We start from the raw sequence: 2,898 nt of genomic DNA on the forward strand, positions 1-2,898 counted from the left end.
TCACTAATAGACACTCTGGCCATCAGTTACCATCCTGTAATTCATCCAGTCTCGAGGACAGTGTACGGAAAAGATGCTCCGCATCATCGTGGAGTTTCTCACAAAGGTCGGCCTCAACATCGAGATCAAGCTCGTTAAGCTTCTCCAGCAGGAGCAGAGACTGATTCTGGATGAATTTAGCCATGTTCAGCGCTGTTTTCTGTTGTTTCGTCATAAGAAGCCTCAGAGCGTCAGTGCTCAGTGTAAGAACAGTCTCTTTTCCGCTTCCTCGCTCACTCAGTCGCTACGCTCCTGCCGTTCGGCTGCGGCGAGCGGCAGGAGCATGCGTGTAAAAGCTCGAGAAAACCGAGCGGTCTCGTGATGGGGAAAAGGAAAGGCCGCACAGCGGCCGTTTTTCCATAGGCTCCGCCCCCCTGACGAGCATCACGGAATCTGACGCTCAAATCAGTGGCGGCGAAACCCGACAGGACTATAAAGATACCAGGCGTTTCCCCCTGATGGCTCCCTCGTGCGCTCTCCTGTTCCTGCCTTTCGGTTTACCGGTGTCATTCCGCTGTTATGGCCGCGTTTGTCTCATTCCACGCCTGACACTCAGTTCCGGGTAGGCAGTTCGCTCCAAGCTGGACTGTATGCACGAACCCCCCGTTCAGTCCGACTGCTGCGCCTCGTCCGGTAACTATCGTCTTGAGTCCAACCCGGAAAGACACGACTAATCGCCATTGGCAGCAGCCACTGGTAATTGATTTAGAGGAGTTAGTCTTGAAGTTATGCGCCGGTTAAGGCTAAACTGAAAGGACAAGTTTTGGTTACTGCGCTCCTCCAAGCCAGTTACCGCGGTTCAAAGAGTTGCTGCTCTAAGAACCTTCAAAAGGACCGCCTTGCTGGGCGGTCTTTTTGTTTCCAAAGGAGATTACGCTGGTAACGTAATCTCAGTCAAGAATTACACTATGGAAAATGTCATCTAAGATATCATTCGGCAACAATATGAAAGCTCAGGGCATTTGACTAACCTGGGTTGAATATCAAATGTTTCTGGCACCCAAAGAAATCTGAATTCTTTCTGCGAAGAATATTTATCTCGATTTTTTACAAACCCAATCGGTCCCGGTGGAGGCTGGTAACCATAAAAAGAATGACTCCCATATCTGACCTCCCCCATAGCACCTAATTTTATAGGTAATAACCCCTTTAACTTTTTAGTAATAAGACCAAAAAACTCTTCAACATTTGATATTTCCACACAGTAATTTCCAAAGGTATCGTTCAAGTTTTCTGGCTGAAATTCCAGTGTCGTACATAAAACAAAGGCGTCGGGCATCTTATTAAAAGAGCGACAATTTTGTATCGTTATTCCACTACAGCCAGGTCCAATATGGATTCCGGCATGAGCTGCAGCAGAGACAAAACGGCTGTCATCACTGCCCCCTGAGATAAAACCCGAGCTATAGGTTTGAATTGCTTCATTCGGATCTCCCTGTAGGGGGTCTTCGTATCGTCTACACGTTTCAATAGTGCTCAGCCAAACATCGCCATTGCACAATGCCTCAGCATGACTCTTCTCTTTAAAAAACCTATATACTTTAAGGGGGCTGGCTCTATCTTTAATATGCCTTTCTTTTTTCTCTCTACTTTTCCTACCCATTGAAAAATATCCTTTTTAAATTTTCATTTACCATAACATCTCTTGCCCGCACCGCTAAAACGGCCTCAGGGCGTTTCTGACGGGAAACCGGTAAAACAGGCAACAAACCACCCGAAAACCCGCCAGAAACGCGCAGGCTCTGTTTTTACGGCATGCATGAGTATGCACGCAAGTGCGTAGCGCGAAAATTCACGCCATTCAGCCATGGTAAGTCCTGTTTCCGGCGTTCTTCCCATCCGAAAACGGTGAACGGGGACGCAATTTATTGCGTGGCCGTGAAGCGTTGCCGGCGCAGCCGGAAAACCGGTTTTCAGCACGTTCAGGAATCGTGTTCGTCGACGGCCGGCAATCACGTTATGGCAAGTCGCCGGACGACTCACCACACGATTCCCCGGCGACTCTTCACTAGAGTCGTACCCAGAGTCGCCGAGTCTAAAAAGCAACCAAACGGGGAGTCGTGTCTAGAGTCGGGTCGTTATTAACTCATTGTTTTTATAGTCCTGAGTCGTTACCGACTCTATGACGACTCGCCGGGGACTCTATGACGAGTCGTCATAGAGTCGGATCTATGTAAATAAAATTTAAAAAACGAAATTTCAGGAAAGTAAACCACTGATATTAAATACAAATCTGCAAAATTTTAATTTTGCGTAGTGTGTGGGTATTTTTAGTCGTGAGGAGCGTTCAGAGATCTGGCGATTTTTGGGAAGGTTCAGGAACTCCCCGGGATGGCCGGAGAGGAAAACTGAAGCATGACGGGGTCAGGATTTTTTCCAGAATTTCCACCATGGCGCCGGGGATTCAGTTAATTTTGCCTGGTGATTTTCGAGAAGGAGCATGGCCTGTTTCAGGCTGTCAATGTGCGAATCCTTGGACAAAAGTAAGGTATTCAGGTGTTCAATCTCCTGTTTCAGATGACGAATCACCTGTTCACTCTGGTCAGCAGAGGCTGTATCACGCTGTTCAGAGACCTGTCCAGAATGGTGTTCACCCTTCGGTTGCTCAAAGGGACCAAAGACACGTAAAAGCTCTGAAGTATCTACCATTTTTGCATTGCGTTCACCGCTACAGGTGGACAGGTCACCTGCTTTAATCAACCTGTGCAGTGTTGTTCTACTCTTACCCGTCAGTCGGGCAGCCTCACTAATAGACACTCTGGCCATCAGTTACCATCCTGTAATTCATCCAGTCTCGAGGACAGTGTACGGAAAAGATGCTCCGCATCATCGTGGAGTTTCTCACAAAGGTCGGCCTCA

5 protein-coding genes are annotated in these 2,898 nt (G+C 47.9%); 1 reads left to right on the forward strand and 4 read right to left on the reverse strand.

The window, feature by feature from the left end:
* Positions 1–22: 22 nt before the first annotated feature.
* Positions 23–214, reverse strand: coding sequence for a Rop family plasmid primer RNA-binding protein (locus tag BHE81_RS25800; RefSeq protein WP_023302508.1), 192 nt, complete (start codon positions 212–214; stop codon positions 23–25).
* A 415-nt stretch (positions 215–629) separates the two neighbouring features.
* Here BHE81_RS25800 and BHE81_RS29055 point away from each other — a divergent pair, with 415 nt between their 5' ends.
* Positions 630–713 carry a replication initiation protein gene (locus BHE81_RS29055; RefSeq protein ID WP_072042462.1) on the forward strand — a complete coding sequence of 28 codons (84 nt, stop codon included), beginning with the start codon at positions 630–632 and terminating at the stop codon, positions 711–713.
* Between the two features lie 248 nt (positions 714–961).
* Here BHE81_RS29055 and BHE81_RS25815 read toward each other — a convergent pair whose 3' ends face one another.
* From BHE81_RS25815 to BHE81_RS25825, 3 genes are all read right to left on the reverse strand, one after another.
* Positions 962–1,642 (reverse strand): hypothetical protein, encoded by a 681-nt coding sequence (locus tag BHE81_RS25815; protein WP_072042463.1) that lies wholly within the window; start codon positions 1,640–1,642, stop codon positions 962–964.
* A gap of 761 nt (positions 1,643–2,403) precedes the next feature.
* Positions 2,404–2,805, reverse strand: a complete 402-nt coding sequence (locus BHE81_RS25820; RefSeq protein WP_009310048.1) for a helix-turn-helix transcriptional regulator — start codon at positions 2,803–2,805, stop codon at positions 2,404–2,406.
* A partial coding sequence (locus BHE81_RS25825; protein ID WP_032442716.1) for a Rop family plasmid primer RNA-binding protein occupies positions 2,805–2,898 on the reverse strand: 94 nt, incomplete at its 5' end. The genes BHE81_RS25820 and BHE81_RS25825, both read right to left, overlap by 1 nt.

It is taken from the genome of Klebsiella sp. AqSCr (genome assembly GCF_008452795.1).
Taxonomy (GTDB): domain Bacteria; phylum Pseudomonadota; class Gammaproteobacteria; order Enterobacterales; family Enterobacteriaceae; genus Klebsiella; species Klebsiella pneumoniae.

Coding starts and splice junctions, on each gene's coding strand:
- BHE81_RS25800 (WP_023302508.1), bottom strand. CDS start 214: ATGACGAAACAACAGAAAACAGCGCTGAACATGGCTAAATTCATCCAG.
- BHE81_RS29055 (WP_072042462.1), top strand. CDS start 630: ATGCACGAACCCCCCGTTCAGTCCGACTGCTGCGCCTCGTCCGGTAAC.
- BHE81_RS25815 (WP_072042463.1), bottom strand. CDS start 1,642: ATGGGTAGGAAAAGTAGAGAGAAAAAAGAAAGGCATATTAAAGATAGA.
- BHE81_RS25820 (WP_009310048.1), bottom strand. CDS start 2,805: ATGGCCAGAGTGTCTATTAGTGAGGCTGCCCGACTGACGGGTAAGAGT.